The organism is Amycolatopsis sp. NPDC114503 (assembly GCF_055633655.1).
In genome coordinates, this window is record NZ_JBVKDT010000010.1 from 77,704 (window position 1) to 92,950 (window position 15,247).

Annotated in this window: 13 protein-coding genes; 8 read left to right on the forward strand and 5 right to left on the reverse strand. The window is 68.1% G+C overall.

The features are described 5' to 3' along the window. Positions 1 to 200: 200 nt before the first annotated feature. Complete coding sequence (gene pucD, locus ACZ7OI_RS35410) at positions 201 to 2,534, reverse strand: xanthine dehydrogenase subunit D (protein ID WP_470268439.1); 2,334 nt, start codon at positions 2,532 to 2,534, stop codon at positions 201 to 203. Between the two features lie 83 nt (positions 2,535 to 2,617). Between pucD and ACZ7OI_RS35415 the strand changes: the two genes are divergently transcribed. Further along, positions 2,618 to 3,613 (forward strand): LacI family DNA-binding transcriptional regulator, encoded by a 996-nt coding sequence (locus ACZ7OI_RS35415; protein ID WP_470268440.1) that lies wholly within the window; start codon positions 2,618 to 2,620, stop codon positions 3,611 to 3,613. Positions 3,614 to 3,635: 22 nt separating this feature from the next. On the opposite strand, the gene ACZ7OI_RS35420 is transcribed toward ACZ7OI_RS35415, so the two are convergent. Further along, positions 3,636 to 4,619: an amidohydrolase family protein gene (locus tag ACZ7OI_RS35420; RefSeq protein ID WP_009081542.1), complete on the reverse strand. Its 984-nt coding sequence runs from the start codon at positions 4,617 to 4,619 to the stop codon at positions 3,636 to 3,638. A 340-nt stretch (positions 4,620 to 4,959) separates the two neighbouring features. On the opposite strand from ACZ7OI_RS35420, the gene ACZ7OI_RS35425 reads away from it, so the two are divergent. The 6 genes from ACZ7OI_RS35425 to ACZ7OI_RS35450 all read left to right on the forward strand — a co-directional run bounded on the left by ACZ7OI_RS35425 (position 4,960) and on the right by ACZ7OI_RS35450 (position 12,302). Further along, entirely contained in the window at positions 4,960 to 6,366 is a 1,407-nt protein-coding gene (locus ACZ7OI_RS35425; protein WP_470268441.1) for an amidohydrolase, read from the forward strand. A 35-nt stretch (positions 6,367 to 6,401) separates the two neighbouring features. Then, a complete protein-coding gene (locus ACZ7OI_RS35430; RefSeq protein ID WP_470268442.1) occupies positions 6,402 to 7,763 on the forward strand; it encodes a nucleobase:cation symporter-2 family protein in 1,362 nt (453 codons plus the stop codon). Positions 7,764 to 7,973: 210 nt separating this feature from the next. After that, on the forward strand, positions 7,974 to 9,335 hold the full coding sequence (locus tag ACZ7OI_RS35435; RefSeq protein WP_470268443.1) for a nucleobase:cation symporter-2 family protein: 1,362 nt from the start codon (positions 7,974 to 7,976) through the stop codon (positions 9,333 to 9,335). A gap of 9 nt (positions 9,336 to 9,344) precedes the next feature. Next, positions 9,345 to 9,950 (forward strand): UbiX family flavin prenyltransferase, encoded by a 606-nt coding sequence (locus ACZ7OI_RS35440; protein WP_470268444.1) that lies wholly within the window; start codon positions 9,345 to 9,347, stop codon positions 9,948 to 9,950. After that, the gene (locus ACZ7OI_RS35445; protein ID WP_470268445.1) at positions 9,947 to 11,308 is read left to right on the forward strand and encodes a UbiD family decarboxylase; all 1,362 of its coding nucleotides are present in this window, start codon (positions 9,947 to 9,949) and stop codon (positions 11,306 to 11,308) included. The genes ACZ7OI_RS35440 and ACZ7OI_RS35445 overlap by 4 nt, the downstream gene beginning before the upstream one ends. 13 nt (positions 11,309 to 11,321) lie before the next feature. After that, positions 11,322 to 12,302 carry a CobW family GTP-binding protein gene (locus tag ACZ7OI_RS35450; protein ID WP_470268446.1) on the forward strand — a complete coding sequence of 327 codons (981 nt, stop codon included), beginning with the start codon at positions 11,322 to 11,324 and terminating at the stop codon, positions 12,300 to 12,302. A 1-nt stretch (position 12,303) separates the two neighbouring features. Here the strand turns inward: ACZ7OI_RS35450 and ACZ7OI_RS35455 are convergent, their stop codons facing one another. Beyond that, entirely contained in the window at positions 12,304 to 12,702 is a 399-nt protein-coding gene (locus ACZ7OI_RS35455; protein WP_470268447.1) for a RidA family protein, read from the reverse strand. Between the two features lie 62 nt (positions 12,703 to 12,764). Here ACZ7OI_RS35455 and mtnA point away from each other — a divergent pair, with 62 nt between their 5' ends. After that, positions 12,765 to 13,727 carry an S-methyl-5-thioribose-1-phosphate isomerase gene (mtnA, locus tag ACZ7OI_RS35460; protein WP_470268448.1) on the forward strand — a complete coding sequence of 321 codons (963 nt, stop codon included), beginning with the start codon at positions 12,765 to 12,767 and terminating at the stop codon, positions 13,725 to 13,727. Here mtnA and ACZ7OI_RS35465 read toward each other — a convergent pair. Further along, positions 13,724 to 13,939, reverse strand: a complete 216-nt coding sequence (locus tag ACZ7OI_RS35465) for a ferredoxin (RefSeq protein WP_470268449.1) — start codon at positions 13,937 to 13,939, stop codon at positions 13,724 to 13,726. The genes mtnA and ACZ7OI_RS35465 overlap by 4 nt on opposite strands. A gap of 2 nt (positions 13,940 to 13,941) precedes the next feature. Then, complete coding sequence (locus tag ACZ7OI_RS35470) at positions 13,942 to 15,132, reverse strand: cytochrome P450 (protein WP_470268450.1); 1,191 nt, start codon at positions 15,130 to 15,132, stop codon at positions 13,942 to 13,944. Positions 15,133 to 15,247: the final 115 nt, after the last annotated feature.

The following is a 15,247-nucleotide window of genomic DNA, read 5'->3' on the forward strand; positions in this document are numbered from 1 at the left end:
AGAGGCCAGACGCGGCAAGCCCGGCCGTGCGAAGCTGACTGGCAAGGCAGATTCGCGGCCGAGCGCCCGACGCCTCTCCCGACCATCCCGGCCACCGCAGCGCACGCCGGTCACGAAGCGACCCGCAAGGCCACGCCCGGTTCCTCTCCCCAGGCGATGTCGGCCAGGCCGACCGAGGGAATCCGCCAAAGACAAGCCGGTCACGAAGCGACCCGCAAACCCGCCCCCGTCTCCCCCGCCAGTGCGATGTCGTCCGGGCGGATGGGGGCGTTCGGCAAAGGCAGGCCGGTCGCCGAGCGGAGGGCGTTCAGGATCGCCGGGGTCGACGACAGGGTCGGCGGCTCCCCCACGCCGTTCAGGCCGTACGGCGAATCCGGGTGCGGAAACTCGAACAGGCTGATCGGCATCGGCGGCACGTCGAGCACCGTCGGGATCAGGTAGTCCGTGAAGGACGGGTTCCGCACCCGGCCCTCGCGGTCGACCAGGATCTCCTCCATCAGAGCCAAACCCAGGCCCTGCACGCTCCCGCCTTCGATTTGGCCTTCCACGGCCAGCGGGTTCATCGCCTTGCCGACATCCTGGGCGGTCGCCAATTCCACCACCTTCACCAAACCCAGCTCGACGTCCACGTCCACCACCGCTCGGTGGGCGGCGAAGGCGAAAGCGATGTGTGCGTCGCCTTGGCCGGTTTCTGGGTCTATGCCTTGGGTGGGGCGGTGGTGGTACTCGAAGGTGTGCGAAAGGGTGTCCGAACCCACCAGGTCGGCGATGGAGCAGACCGAGTGGCCAGCGCTGTCCAGGACTTGGTCGTTTCCCAAGGAGAGCGCGGGGAGGCCAGAAGCGGCAGAAGCGCGACGCAGCAGTTCGCGAGCGATGTGGCGGCAGGCGCCTTGCACAGCCCCGGTGGACATCCAGGTCATGCGGGAAGCGGACGCGGAACCGGCGTCGCCGATTTGGGTGTCGGCGGGGAGGACTACTACTCGCGACACGCCCAGTTCCGTGCTCGCGACTTGCGACTGGACGGTCGTGACGCCTTGTCCGCATTCGGCGGCGGCAGTGTGCACTGAAACCACCGGGGCACCGTTCACGACGGACAGAGCGACTCGGGCCGTCGAGATGTCGTCGACACCTCCTGAGTAGCCGATCGCTTTCACCCCGACCGCGTAGCCGACTCCGCGACGCACCCCCTCGCCGTGCGTCGTGTTGGCGGCTCCGCCTGGCAGGGAAAGAAGATCCGTTGCACCAGCGGGAGGGAGTGGACGGTCTCGGAGGGCTTGCAAGAGTTCCGCGACGGGGGCTGGGCCGTCGACGGCTTGGCCGGTGGGCAGGACGGTGCCTGTGGTCATTGCGTTGCGGAGGCGCAATTCCATCGGGTCCATGCCCAGTTCGCGGGCCAGTTTGTCCATATTGGACTCACAACCATAGGCCGATTGGACGGCACCGAAACCGCGCATCGCGCCGCACGGCGGGTTGTTCGTGAAGACTGCGAGACCGTCGATTTCGGCGTTCGGGACGTCGTAGGCGCCGGTGACGAAATAGCAGGCGTTGGCGATGACTACCGGGGAGGTTGAGGTGTAGGCACCGCCGTCGAGAACCAGTCGTGCTTTGACGTAGACCAAGCGGCCGTCTTTGGTGGCTCCGTGTTCGTAGCGCATCTTCGCCGGATGGCGGTGCACGTGGCCGAAGAAGGATTCGTAGCGGTTGTAGGACATTTTCACCGGACGGCCGAGGCGCAGGGCCAGCATGCAGGCGTGCACGTGGACGGACAGGTCTTCTCGGCCGCCGAAGGCTCCGCCGACGCCTGCCATAGTCAGGCGTACTTTTTCTGGTGGCAGGCCTAGACAGGGAGCCAGTTGTTCCAGGTCTTTGTGCAGCCATTGCGAGGAAACGTAAAGCTCGACGCCGCCATCCTCGGAAGGAATTGCCAGGCCGGATTCCGGGCCAAGGAAAGCCTGGTCCTGCATGCCGACTTCGTACTCGCCAGTGACCACGACATCCGCCTCCGCGCGGGCGCGGGAAAGGTCGCCGTGGCGGATTTTTACGTGCCGTACGAGGTTTCCGTCGGGATGGACGGGGCGGACGCCCTCGTCCAGGACCGTCATCGGGTCGGTGACCGGGGTGAGCGGTTCGTAGTCGACGATGATCAGTTTCGCTGCCTGGCGGGCGGTTTCGGGGTCGTCGGCGGCGACTAGCGCGACCGGCTCGCCGTGGTAGCGGACCTCGTCGACAGCGAGGACCGGCTGATCGGCGGATTTCATGCCGTACGTTTTCGCGCCGGGCACGTCCTCGTGGGTGAGGACGGCGTGCACGCCTGGTTGAGCGAGAGCTTTGCTCGTGTCGATCGACCGGATCCGAGCGGCCGCGTACGGGCTGCGCAGCGTGGTCGCCCAGACCATGCCCTCGATCCACAAATCCGACGAATAGGCGAACCTGCCGGTCACCTTGGCGTTGCCGTCCGGACGGAGAGCGCTTTCGCCCACCCCGGCGGCTTTCCCGGTTTCCGCGGCGCGTACCAGCGAGTCCACAGTGACCACCAGCTTTCCTGCTTTGCCGACTCCACGGGATTCAACACGTGTAGATCGGGACTGTCAACGGCTCTTCGGGTATCGTCTGGCGCATGCAGCGGGTCACCCGGGACGATGTCGCACGGCTGGCGGGCACCTCGCCGGCCGTGGTCAGTTACGTGCTCAACAACGGTCCGCGTCCGGTCGCTCCCGCTACGCGAGCGCGGGTGGAACAAGCGATCGCCGAGCTCGGTTACCGGCCGAATCTCGTCGCGCGGGCGTTGCGGTCCACGCGCAGCAATGTGCTCGGCCTGGTCGTGCCGGACAGCAGCGAAGGCTACTTCACCCAGCTCACCCACGCGGTCGAGCGGGCCGCGTTCGCGCGCGGATCCCTGGTGCTGCTGGGGAATTCGGCCTTCTCCCGGGAACAGGAGCTGCGGTACGCCGAATCGCTGGCGAACATGCGCGTGGACGGCCTGCTGCTGGTCCGCGCCGAGATCGCCGGAGCGGCCGCGACGCACTCCACTTTGGACGTTCCGGTCGTCTACCTGCACCACCACGCGCCGTCCGGCAGCACCGCGCCGTCCGTCGTCCTGGACAACAAGGCCGGCGGGCGGTTGACCACCGAACATCTGCTCGGGCACGGCTACCGGGAGATCGGGTGTCTCACCGGGACCGCGCGGTCCGGGCCGGTGGCCGATCGGGCTCGCGGCTGGACGGAGGCGATGCGGGCGGCGAAAAGGAGTGCGGGCAATGTCGTCCGGACCGGTCTGGATCGGCATGCCGCGCGGGCGGACATCCGGCGGTGGCTGCAGTCGCCGGAGCGGCCGCGCGCGATCATGGCGACGGCGGACGGGCTGGCGCTCGACACGCTCACCGTCGCGGCGGAACTCGGTTTGAGCGTGCCGAAAGACCTTGCGGTGATCGGCTTCGGCGGTACCGACGCCGCCGCGCACAGCTGGCCCGCGCTGTCCACCGCCGGGCATTCCTTCGACGATTTCGCCGACGCGGCGGTGTCCACTCTGGACAAGCTCCGGGAAGACGCTCAGCCGGAGGACCGGATTCTCGACGTGCACCTGACCGCGCGCGCCAGCTGCGGGTGCGACTGAACCCGCAGCCGGCGCGAGCGAATCAGGAGTTAGCGGCCTCCGCCCACGCCGAAGGCGTGTAGCCGAGATAATGCGACGCGTGCGTATTCGCCGCCGAGGCCTGCGGAATGTCCCCGCGCAAATACGCCTCGGCTTCCGCCTTGTCCTTCGGCGGCGGTGTCGGCGCGAGGCCGAGCAGCTTGGCCATGTTGTTGCCGAGGTAGCCCTCCAGGTCGTCCTCGGACAGGTTCAGGCCCTGCGGCGGCTGGTGGCACAGCACTTCCAGCTCCCGTGCCCACATGCCGGGCTCGTTCGGCGGCGAGTCGGTGCCGAAGACCAGGTCGCTCTTCTTCATCTCCTTGGCGAATTCGACGATCCGCGACTGCAGCAGCCAGCCCGATTCGCCGATCACGTTCGGCGAGTCCTGGATCATCCAGAACGCTTCGAAACAGTAGACGCCGCCGGTCTGGATGCCGAAATGGCCGAGAATGAACGTGACGTTCGGGAACTCGCGGATGATCGGGTAGAACTGGGTCGGGATCGAGTACGGCCCGTCCCCGGTGTGGATCAGCACGATCACGCCGAGCTCGTCGCACACCCGCATCACCGGCCGCAGCCAGTCCAGCGCCCGGTCCGGGCGGTAGGAATGCATGTTGGCGTGCAGCTTCAGCATCTTGTAGCCGTATTCCTTCACGTGGAAGGCCAGCTCCGCCGCGCCGTTTTCCGGGCCGAACCGCGGGTTGTACATGAAGTTCCCGACGAACCGGTCCGGGTACTGCTGCACGAGCGAGGTCACGTACGCCTGGTACTCGCGGATGCCTTCGCGCCCGGTTTTGTTGCCCTCGCGCCAGGTCGTGTTGCCCGGCGGCGGCATGATGCAGCTGACGTCCACGCGCCGCGGCTTGCCGTTGATCCAGAATGGACCGTCCATCATTTCCAGCGTGCGCTCGCCGGTGAACGGGGTTCCGGTGTGCCGCCAGGCTTCGTCGACGAGATTCGTCGGATGGACATGGGTATCGATAATCACCGGATGTCTCCTTACGCAAGACTTGAGTAAAGGACTCCCCGGCCGCGCTTCACCGCACCTACGGGACCCGGAAGCGCGATCCGCGCTCCGGCGCAACCGAGTGCAGCACCTTCGCCGCCCGCTGTCAACACATGATCGTCAAATGCGTTGCGCGGCAAGACTTTTCCAGAAGAGGCTCTTGACACCGGCGCCGCGAGGGCTTTGCATTGAACGACCCGGCGGCGCTGCCGGGCGCCGGTGACCTCCCGTTTCGGGCCAACCGTTCGGCCAGCTGCCTCCAGCCGCGCGCTGGAGACGACCGCCGGGCCGGGTCCGACCCCGCCCGGGGAAGGGCGGCCCGATGTCGGCTGCGGAACCGGAACCCTGCGATCTCCTGCTGACCGGCGGCACCGTGGTGACCGTCGACGACCAGCGCACTGTCCATCAGACCGGCCACGTCGCGATCGTCGGCGACCGGATCGCCGGAGTCGGCGAAGGGCCTGGCACCGAACGCTGGCGCGCCGCCGAGATCATCGACTGTCGCGGCAAAGCCGTGCTGCCCGGCCTGGTCGACGGGCACAACCATCTCTACCAAGCGCTCGCCCGCGGGCTCGGCGAAGGCATGTCGATCGTGCCGTGGCTGTGCGAGTTCATGTGGCCGTATTCGATCGCGATCACCGGGCCCGAAGCGGTGGCCGGGGCACGGCTCGGCGCGGTCGAGGCGTTGCGCGCCGGCATCACGACGGTGATCGACAACCATTACGCGCCAAGCGATCTCGAAACGACGCTCGCCGTCGCCGACGTCATCGAGGAGGCCGGGCTTCGCGGTGCGGTCGCCCGCGGCATGCTGGGCGAACGCACCGAAATCGCCGACCGCCGCGGTCAGCCGATCGAACTGTTCCGCTATTCGAGCGAGGACGAATTCGCGATCACCCGCGAGGCGATGGAACACCGGCCGCCGACGTCCAAGGTCGCGGTGTGGCCCGCCGCGCTCAACCTCTGTTACGTGGAGCAGAAACTCGTCCGCCGGACGGTCGAACTCGCCCGGGAATTCGGCACTCGCTGGCACACCCATTGCTGCGAAAGCAAAACCGATCCGGTCAGCTACCTCGAAACCCACGGGGTCCGGCCGGTGGAATGGCTCGCGACGGAGGGCCTCCTCGACGAGCGGGCCACCCTCGCGCACGCGATTTGGCTCGACGAGGCCGAAATCGACCAGGTCGCGGCGGCTGGCGCGGGGATCTCCCACAACCCGGCCTCCAATGGCTACCTCGCTTCGGGCACCGCGCACGTCGCGAACATGCGAAAGCGGAACATCCCGGTCGCGCTGGGCACCGACGGTCCCAGCTGCGGCCACCGGCAAGATCTTTTCGAGGCAATGAAACTCAGCGTCTTCGGCCAGCGAACGGCCACTTTGGACCCGACGGCCCTGCGGGCCGAGGACGCGCTGGAAATGGCTACCCGCGAGGGAGCCCGTTACGCCGGAATCGACGCGGGAGTGCTGAGCGAGGGCAAACTCGCCGACGTCATCGTGACCGCGCTCGACCGTCCGCACGTGCGCCCGGTGCACCGGGCTGTCGCCGCCCTCGTCTACTCCGCCCGCGGGTCCGATGTGGAGCTGACGATCGTGGGCGGCGAGATCGTCTACCGCGCCGGACAGTGCGTCCGCGTCGACGAAGAAGCCGCCGCCGACGAGGCGGAACGGCACGCGGCCCGGCTGCTGGAGCGCAGCGGCATGGGCGGACTGCTCACTCCCTGGGCGCGGTGATCCGCGCTCCCCTTTTCCCCGCTGTGGAGGAAACCATGCGATTCCGTCCGCGCACCACCCGAGCCGAAACCACGACCCGAGACGCGGTCGACACCGTCCCGCGGTTCCGGCAACTGCTCCCGCTCGGCATCCAGCACCTGCTGGTCGCCTACTCCGGAATGGTCACGGTCCCGCTGCTGATCGGCCTCGGCGTCGGCCTGTCCACCGCGCAGATCGCCACGCTCGTCACGGCGAACGTGCTGGTCAGCGGCGTCGCGACGCTGTTGCAGACGCTCGGGATCGGCAACGTCGGCGTCCGGCTGCCGATCGTGATGGGCTCGACCTTCACCGGCATCACCCCGGCGATCATCGTCGGCAAGGAGGCCGGGCTGCCCGCCGTCTTCGGCGCGACGATCGTCGCTGGGCTGCTGACCTGGCTTGTCGCGCCGTGGTTCAGCAAGCTGATCCGGTTCTTCCCGCCGATCGTCACCGGGACGATCATCGCGATCATCGGGTTCTCGCTGCTGCCCTCCACCGCGACGCTGATCGCCGGGTCCAATCCGGGCGCCGCCGACCACGGTTCGGCCGGACGGCTGATCCTCGGGCTGGGCACCATCGTGCTGACTGTCTGTTTGGAACGGTTCGCTCCGCCCGCGGTGCGCCGCTTCGCGATCCTGATCGCGCTGGCCGCCGGCACGCTCGTGGCGATCCCGCTCGGCATGGCCGACTTCAGCTCGGTCGGACAGGCGGATTGGGTCGGCGTGGTGAAACCGTTCGAGTTCGGCATGCCGACGTTTGCCTTGTCCGCGTTGCTGCCGATGATCATCGTGCAGCTGGTGAACATGGTGGAATCGACCGGCGACACCCTCGCCATCGGGCAGATCGTCGGCCGCGATGTCGGACCGCCCGAGATTTCCCGGGCACTGCGCGCGGACGGCATCGGCACCGCGTTCGCGGGCGTGTTCGGCTCGTTCACCGTCGTCACCTTCGGCGAGAACGTCGGCCTGGTCAGCATCACCCGCGTGATGAGCCGGTTCGTGGTCGCCACCGCGGGCGCGGTGCTGGTGCTCATGAGCCTGGTGCCGAAACTCGGCGCGGCCGTCGCGTCGCTGCCCGGTCCGGTGCTCGGCGGCGTCGGAGTGGTCATGTTCGGCACCGTCGGGGCGGTCGGGCTGCGCATCATGAGCCAGGCGGATCTCAGCAACGGCCGCAATATCCTGATCGTCGCCATCTCGTTCGGCTTCGGCCTTCTGCCGGTCGGCGCGCCGGAGTTTTACCAACATCTGCCGGTTGTGGTGCAGACCGTGCTGACGAGCGGCATCGCGGCCGGCGGCATCGCGGCGTTCCTGCTGAACCTCGTGCTCAACCGCCGCGAGCGGGCCCCGCGCACCGGGCCGGAAGCCGCGCCCGGGTATTGACCCTCGGCGGCTTCCGATGCACCATAGTCGAAACTCCTTGCAGGGAAGGAAAAATCTTCGGACATCCCATAACCCCGTAGGTGCGGCGGCAGGATTCGCGCGCGGCCGGGGGTCATCGACGCCGGCTGCCCGTCCGGCTCCGGCGACGACCCACGATCCGCCCGGCCCGGCCGCTTCCCGGTCCCGCCGGCCCAACGAGGTGAGGGAATCATGGCGAATCACCCGTCTCCCCCGTCCCCTGTGGACGAACGTCCCCGATTCGGTCCGCTGGTGCTGCTGGGTTTGCAGCACGTGCTCGTGATGTACGCCGGTGTCGTCGTGGTGCCGATCGTCGTGGGCGCCGGGCTGGGGCTGCCTCAGTCGCAGATCGCCGACCTGGTCAGCGTCGACCTGGTGCTCGCCGGGATCGGCACCATGCTGCAGGCCTTCGGCGTCTGGAAGTTCGGCATCCGGATGCCGCTCGTGGTCGGCGCCGCGTCCAACGGAATCTTCCCGATGGTGCTGATCGGCAGTACGCAGGGCCTGTCCACAGTGTACGGCTCGCTGCTCGTGGTCGGCGTGCTCTGGGTGCTGATCGCGCCGTTGTTCAGCAAGCTGCTCAAGCTGTTCCCGGAGGTCGTCACCGGCACCGTCATCACGTTGATCGGGCTGACGCTGATTCCGGTGGGACTGAAACTCATCGCCGGTTCCAATCCGTCCGCGCACAATTACGGTGCGCCGGCGAATCTCGCGCTCGCCGGGTTCACGCTCGCATTGATCGCGGTGTTCTACCGGGTGTTCCGCGGTCTGCTCGGCCAGCTCGCGATGCTGATCGCGCTGACCGTCGGCGCGATCGTCGGCTGGCTGACCGGACTGGGCAGCCTCGCCGGAGTGGCCCATGGCCCCGTCTTCGGGCTCCTGCGACCGATGCATTACGGAGCGTTGCATTTCGACATCCCGTCGATTCTGCTGTTCCTGGTGATCGTTTTCGTGCTGATGGTCGAGGCGTCCGGACAGGGCCTCGCGGTCGGCCAGGTGGTCGGCAAGAAGGTCGGGCCGCGCGACATCGCCAATCTGCTCCGGGTGGACGGACTGCTCACCGCGCTCAGCGGCGTGTTCAACGGCTTCGCCTACACCACGTTCGGCCAGAACATCGGGCTCGTCGCGCTGACGAAGGTGCGCAGCCGTTATCCGGTCGCGGTCGGCGGCATGATCCTGGTGATTTTCGGGGTGGTGCAACCGATCGGCCGGGTGATCGCGGCGATCCCGCAACCGGTGATCGGCGCGGCCGCCGTCGCGACGTTCGCCGCGCTGACGGTGTCCGGCATTCAGCTGCTGTCCCGAGCGGACTTCAACAAGACCGGCAACCTCGTGATCGTCATGCTGTCTCTGGGCATCGGCCTGATCCCGGCCGGCGCGCCGGACTTCTACAAGCAGTTCCCGTTCGCCGCGCAGGTTTTCCTCAAGAGCGGCGTGGCCACCGGCACGGTGCTGGCGGTGCTGCTGAACCTGCTTTTCTTCGCTGCCCGGAAACGGCGGCCGGAAGAGCCGCTCGTGCACCGAGAACCCGCCGCTGAGCTTTCCCAGTCCTGAAAGGACGTCATGGGCACCGAACCGCAGCGGCCCCGGCTGATCGTCGGCATCACCGGGGCCAGCGGCCCGCACCTGGCTGTCCACCTGCTGACCGCGCTGCGCAAGCTCGGCACGGTGGAAACGCATCTGGTGATGTCCCGGGCCGCGCACCGCACCATCGAACTGGAAACCGGAAGGCCGCCCGCCGAGGTCGCCGAACTGGCCGACGTCCGCCATGCGCGCGGGGACATCGCCGCGTCCATCGCGTCCGGTTCCTTTCGCACCATGGGCATGGTCGTCGTGCCGTGCTCGATGAAAACCGTCGCCGGGATCGCGCACGGCTACAGCGACGACCTGCTCGTCCGCGCCGCCGACGTGACGCTGAAGGAACGCCGTCCGCTCGTGCTCGTCGCCAGGGAGACCCCGTTGAGCCTCGTGCACCTGCGCAATCTCGTGGCGGTGACCGAGGCGGGCGCGACCGTGCTACCGCCCGTTCCCGCCTTCTACCACCAGCCCGAGTCCATTGAGGACATCCTCGCCCACCTGACCGGCAAGGTGCTCGACCAGTTCGGCATCGAGAACGAACTGTTCGCGCGCTGGCAGGGGCCGCCCGCCTCGCAAGGAGTTTCGCGGTGAACCACCGGCAAGATCCCCATGCTTTCGTTGACCAGTACCGGCGCGATTTTCCCGGCGACGTCCTCGTCCTCGACGATCCCGTTCCGGCCGACGAGGGCGTCACCGGGGTGATTTACGAACTCGCCGCGGCCGGACGGCACGAGATGGTGCTGTTCCGGAAGGTGACCGGGCTCGACGTGCCGGTGGTCAGCAACCTGTTCGCTTCGCGGCAGCGCATCGCCCGCATGCTCGAAACCGGACCGTCCGGTTTGCACAGTGCCTACCAGCAGCGAGCCCTTCGCGCGGTGCCGCCGAGGGTGGTCGACAACGGGCCCGTGCTGGACGACGTGACGACCGATGTCGACTTGGCGACCGTCCCGATGCTGCGGCATTTCGCCACCGACCGGTCCCCTTACGTCACCAGCGGAATCATCGTCGCCGAGGATCCGGACACCGGCGTCGGCAATCTCAGCTATCACCGGGCGATGCCGCATTCCCGCACCGAATTGGCGACCAGCCTCCATTCTCGGGGCGACCTGTGGCGAATGCTGCAGAAGTACGCCGAACGCGGAGAGCCGATGCCGGTCGCGATGGTGCTCGGCGGGCATCCGCTGTTCATGCTGGCGGCGTCCGCGCGAGTCGGCTACGACGTGGACGAACGCGCGGTGGCTGGCGGACTATTAGGCGAACCGCTGGAAGTCGTCCGCACTCCGCGGCACGGCATCGGTGTTCCGGCCTGGTCGGACTTCGTCTTGGAGGGCACGATCGACGCCTCCGAGCACGCGGACGAAGGCCCGTTCGGCGAATTCTCCGGCTATTCCTCGAACCGCTCGACCAACAACGTCCTCCGGGTGCACACGATCATGCGCCGCTCCGACGCCATGCTCATCGACGTCGTCGGCGGCAATACCGACGAGCACCTGAATCTCGCACGCGTACCGCGGGAATCGGAAATGGCGGAGAAACTCAAGGCTCGCTTCCCCGACGTCACCGCGGTCCATTACCCGACCTCCGGCACGCACTTCCACTGCTATGTCGCGCTACGTCAGCGACGGCCCGGCCAAGCCCGGCAGGTGATGCTCGGCCTGCTCGGCTGGGACCCGTACGTGAAGACGGTGATCGCGGTGGACGAAGACGTCGACGTCACCAACGACAGCGACGTCCTCTGGGCGCTCGCGACGCATTTCCAGCCGCACCAAGACTTGTTCACTGTGGACGGTCTGCCCGGCTCGCCGCTCGACCCGTCGTCGGGCTCCGACGGCACGACGTCCCGGATGGGCCTGGACGCCACCCGCGGCCCGCACTTCGACGGCAATCGCATCGTCGTCTCGGAAGAAGCACGTCAGCACGCTCGCCGGATTCTCGGCGGGAACGTTTAAGGAGGGAATCATCATGGCCAAAATCCCGGTGACCGTACTGACCGGCTTTCTCGGCTCCGGCAAGACCACGCTCGTCAACCACATCCTCACCGCGAACCACGGGCACCGGATCGCGGTGATCGAGAACGAGTTCGGCGAAATCCCGATCGACAACGCCCTCGTGCTCGGCGGCGACGAGAAGATCATCGAAATGAGCAACGGGTGCTGCCTGTGCTGCACCGCGCGCACCGACCTGATCGAAATCCTGCAGTCGCTGCTGCGCCGGCGCGAACGGTTCGACCGGATCCTCATCGAGACCAGCGGAATGGCCGACCCGAACCCGGTCGCGCAGACGTTCTTCGTGGACGACGAGGTGTCGTCGGCCTTCGCGCTGGACGCCATTGTCACGCTGGTCGACGCGCGGCACGTCGGCAGCCATCTCGAGGAGGGCGAGCACGACGGCGTCGGCGGGCAGGTGAGCAACCAGATCGCTTTCGCCGACCGGATCGTGCTCAACAAGATCGACCTGGTCACCGAGCCGGAAATCGAGGAACTGCGCACGCAGCTCCGCTCGGTCAACGCGACCGCGGACATCCTCACGTCCAGCTACGGGAGCGTCGACCTGGACGACATCCTCGGCATCAACGCCTTCGACCTGAACCGCACCGTCGCCGCCGACCCGGACTGGCTCGAAGACGAGTCCCACCACCACGACCCGACGCTGGAATCCGTCTCGATCGAACTCGACTACCCCCTGGACCGCGCCGCGTTCGAACAGTGGCTCACTGCATTGCTGGCCGAACGCGGCGACGACCTGTACCGGTTCAAGGGAATCCTGGCTTTCGACCGCCGCACGGTACTGCAAGGCGTGCACCGGATTTATGAATTGACCGATGCGGGCGAGTGGGGTGAAGAGCCGCCGGTCAGCAAGCTCGTGCTCATCGGGCGAAATCTCGACCGCACGGAGCTGACGGACACGGTGTCGCGCTGCAGCCTGGCCGCCGCTGGACGGTGACTCACACGAGCGCCGCGGTCACGTCCAGCTCGACAAGCTGCCCCCGGAAGCCCAAGCACGTCACCCCGACCAGCGTGCTCGCCGTGGTGAACGCCGCCGCGATCGGAGAATTCACGAACCGGTCCCACACCGCGGCGAGGACCGGCTGATCGGAGGTCGCCACGTAGATCACCGTGCGCACCACGTCCTCGGGGGTCGCGCCAGCATGGGTCAGCGCGGCCTCGGTGTTGGCGACGATCTGGTCCACCTGCGCGAGGACGTCGCCGGGAACGACCTGGCCGTCGAGCGACAGCGGGCACTGGCCGGCGAGGTGCACGGTGCGGCGCGCGTCGACGGTGGTCACGTGGTGGTAGCCGGGAGTCGGATGCAAGGCGGGCGGGTTCTGCCGTTGAATGGTCACGAGGCGGATCGTCGCGCACGCACGCGGCGGCCCGCCACGGGATTTCCGGACCGGGAGGGCGTATGCGCAGGACAGTCGACTGGGCCGACGGGGCGATCGTGATCGTGGACCAGGTCGCGCTTCCGGGCGAGTACCGCACCCTCACGCTGCGCACCGTGACCGAACTGGTCGACGCGATCCAGCGGCTGGCGGTTCGCGGGGCGCCGGCGTTGGGGGCGGCGGGCGCGCTGGGGGTCGCGCTGGCGGCTCAGCAGGGCGGGGATGCGCGAGCCGAGGCGGACCGGATCGCCCATGCCCGGCCGACGGCGGTCAACCTGGCTTGGGGCGTTTCCCGGGCGCTGGCCCGGCTGCCGCAGGGAGCCGGCGCGGTGCTGGCCGAGGCGCGGACGATGCTCGACGAGGACGAGCAACGCAACCGCACCGCGTCGGCGCACGCGGCGGAAGTCGTGCTCGACGCGTGTCCGCGCAGGCCGTTGCGACTGCTCAGCCACTGCAACACCGGGCACCTGGCGACTGTCTCGTGGGGCACGGCGCTCGGCGTCGTCTGGCACCTGCACGAGCGGGGCCTGGTGGAGTCAGTGCTGGTCGACGAGACGCGGCCGTTGCTGCAGGGATCCCGCCTCACCGCTTGGGAACTCGAGCAGGCCGGGGTGCCTTACCGCGTACAGCCGGACGGCGCGGCAGCCGCGGCGATGGCACGCGGGCTCGTGGACTGCGTCCTCGTCGGCGCGGACCGGATCGCGGCGAACGGCGACGTGGCCAACAAAATCGGCACTTACGGGTTGGCCATCGCCGCCGCGCACCACCGGGTTCCGTTCGTCGTCGTCGCCCCAACGTCCACTGTGGACAAAACCGTCGCCACCGGTGCGGACATCGACATCGAGGAACGTGCTCCCGTCGAACTGACAGAGTTCGGCGGGACTCAAATCGCGCCGGACGGAGCGGCGGTCTTCAATCCGGCCTTCGATGTCACGCCCACCGCGTTGATCACGGCGGTGGTCACGGAGGACGGCGTGTTCCGCTAAGGCCGCGGCCCGACGACCTCCGCACCGTCCCGCACAGTGATCGCCATGGCGGGACAGGAATCCGCCGCGTCCAGCACTGTCTCGTCCGGTTCGACGGTCTCCGCGATCGCACGGGCCGTGGCACCGTCCAGCGCGAACGTCTCCGGCATCAGCGACGCGCACATCCCGCTGCCGATGCACGTTCCCCCGTCGACCTCGACCGCCCAGCTCATCGTCACCACCCGACCGGCATCGAACGCGGTCCGCGGACCAGCATCTGCGTCTTCCACTCGATATCCCCGGCCAACCGCAACCCCGGCAACTCCCGGGTCAGCGCGCGCAACGCCTCTTGCAGTTCCAGCCGGGCGAGCTGGGCACCGAGGCAGTGGTGCACACCGTGCCCGAAACCGAGGTGGTGGTTGTCGCCGCGGTCCAAGACGAGCTGGTCCGCCGCGCTGAACTGCAGCCGGTCGCGGTTCGCCGCACCGACCGCCACCAGCACCGGTTCTCCTTGGCGCACCAGCACATCGCCGATCTCGACGTCCTCCGTCGCGTAGCGGGCGAACCCGGCCCCGGCGCCGAGCGGCACGAAGCGAAGCAGCTCCTCCACCGCGGTCGGGATCAGCCCGGGGTCGGCACACAGCCGTTCCCAGTGCTCGTGCTGGTCCAGCAGCGCGTACACGAAGTTGGGAATCTGACTGGCGGTCGTCTCGTGGCCGGCGACCAGAATCCCGACGCACAGGTCCACCAGCTCCAGCTCCGTGAGCCGATCCCGGACATCCCGCGCCTCGATGAGCGCGGTCATCAGGTCGTCCTGCGGCTGCGCACGATGTTCGGCGATCAGGCCGGCCATGTACGCCCGCAGCTCCTCGCGGCTGCGCTCCGACTCCTCCGGCGTAAGCCGCGTGGTCGACAACGCCGCGTCGCTCCACTCGCGGAACTGCGGGCGGTCGCCCACCGGCACCCCGAGCAGCTCGCAGATCACCGCGACCGGAATCGGGAGCGCGTACAGATCGACCAGGTCAGCCGGCTGCCCGTGCTCCCGCAGCTCTTTGATCAGCTCGTCGGCCAGCCGCGCGACCCTCGGGCGCAATTCCTCGACCCGCCGCGCGGTAAACGCCTTCGCGACGAGCGTGCGCAGCCGGGTGTGATCCGGCGGGTCCATCGACAGGATGCCTCCCGGACGCCGGTACTCCGACATCCGCGGCTCGTCGCTTTCCTGTGCCAGCGCACGGGAAAACCGCCGGTCCCCCAGCACGAGGCGGGCGTCGGCGTAGCGGGTGGCGAGCCAGGCGGCCTCGCCGTGCGGCATCTGGACGCGAATCATCCCGGCGTTCTCGCGAGCGGCGGTGTAGGCCTCGTTGAGCGCGAGGCCCGCCTCCTCGTTGAACGGGTAGGCGAGCGGTTCGGTGTGCGTGGTGGTCATGCCAACGACTCCCCGGATCCCTTTGTAAGCAGGTGCTTACATGCCTACACCCGAGATCGGCCGCGCGTCAATCCGCCAGGAGATTCCAGAAAGCCGCGGGACACCCCCCGTTCTT